Genomic DNA, 1,372 nt, shown 5'->3' on the forward strand with positions numbered 1-1,372 from the left:
TAGCTGGCCTTGTCACGTTGGGCCTCTGGTAGTTCGCTGGTTGGTATGAGGGCTGGGGAGCTTGCTGCGGTTCGGGTCCGGTTGGAGGAGTTCGTCTCCGAGGTGTTCGCGCCGCTGGTGCGGCGGGACCAGCGTGAGAAGGGCTTGCTCTATGTGCGGGGGCTGTTGCTGGACGGCCGGCGGAAGTCGATGCAGCCGATGGCTGAACGCCTTGGCATCGATCACCAGCGGTTGCAGCAGTTCATGACGTCCTCGACCTGGCCGGTCGAGGACGTGAGAGCCCGGCTCGCATGGCGGGCCGTGGCCGCGGTCCGTCCTGAGGTCTGGGTCGTGGACGACACCGGCTTCCCCAAGGACGGCACGGCCTCGCCCGGGGTCGCCCGCCAGTACTCGGGCACCCTGGGCAAGGTCGGCAACTGCCAGATCGGAGTCAGCGTCCATGCCGCCACGGACACGGCCTCCTGCCCGCTGTCCTGGCGCTTGTTCCTGCCCGCGAGCTGGGACAGCCCGGAAGCCGGGGCCCGCAGGCGGGCCTGCAAGATTCCCGATACCGAGCACCACCGCCCCAAGTGGCAGCTCGCGCTGGACATGCTCGTTGAACTCGACGGCATCGGTCTGCGGCCCGCCGCACTGGTCGCGGACACCGGCTACGGCGCGAACGCGGACTTCCGCCACGGCCTCGAAGACCGGGGACTGGCCTACGTCCTGCAAGTGAAAGCGGAGATGACCGCCCACGGCGAGGAGGCCGAACCACACCAGCCCGCATACGGCGGGCTGGGGCCCAGGCCGCTGCCCCGTTACCGCACCCGGCCCCTCTCCTTACGTGACCACGTGCTGGCCGCCGGCCGACGGGCAGGACGCACGCTGACCTGGCGCAAGGGATCGAAAGCGGCGATGAGCTCGCACTTCGTGCTCCTGCGAGTCCGCCTCGCGGGCCGTCGGCCCAAACCCGCCGCGGACGGAACGATCCCCCTCGTCTGGCTGGTCGCGCAGTGGCCCGAGGACGAGGCAGACCCGGTGAAGTACTGGATCTCGAACCTGCCCACTGGCATTCCCGCCAAGGACCTGGTCCGCCTCGCGAAGACCCGCTGGCGGATCGAGCACGACTACCGCGAACTGAAAACAGCTCTGGGCCTGGACCACTTCGAGGGCCGCTCCTTCACCGGCTGGCACCGGCACGTCACCCTCGTCACCGCAGCCCACCTCTTCCTCACCGAACAGCGGAGGACCCCAAAAGCCCCTGCCAGGGCCTGACCCTCTACCAGGCCCTGGACCTCCTCCAACACCTACTCGCCACCTGGACCGGCACCTGCCCAACCTGCCGACAACCCACCTGGCAGCCCTACGACACCACCTAACAAAGCCCTACTAG

General features: G+C 68.7%; 1 protein-coding gene. It reads left to right on the top strand.

What is annotated here, in order from left to right; genetic code table 11:
* The first annotated feature begins 45 nt into the window (after positions 1 to 45).
* The gene (locus IF88_RS0139610) at positions 46 to 1,254 is read left to right on the top strand and encodes an IS701 family transposase (protein ID WP_030724432.1); all 1,209 of its coding nucleotides are present in this window, start codon (positions 46 to 48) and stop codon (positions 1,252 to 1,254) included.
* Positions 1,255 to 1,372 lie beyond the last annotated feature (118 nt).

Origin of the sequence: Streptomyces sp. NRRL F-2580, assembly GCF_000720115.1 — a bacterium.
In the GTDB taxonomy this organism is placed as follows: Bacteria; Actinomycetota; Actinomycetes; order Streptomycetales; family Streptomycetaceae; genus Streptomyces.

Coding starts and splice junctions, on each gene's coding strand:
- IF88_RS0139610 (WP_030724432.1), top strand. CDS start 46: ATGAGGGCTGGGGAGCTTGCTGCGGTTCGGGTCCGGTTGGAGGAGTTC.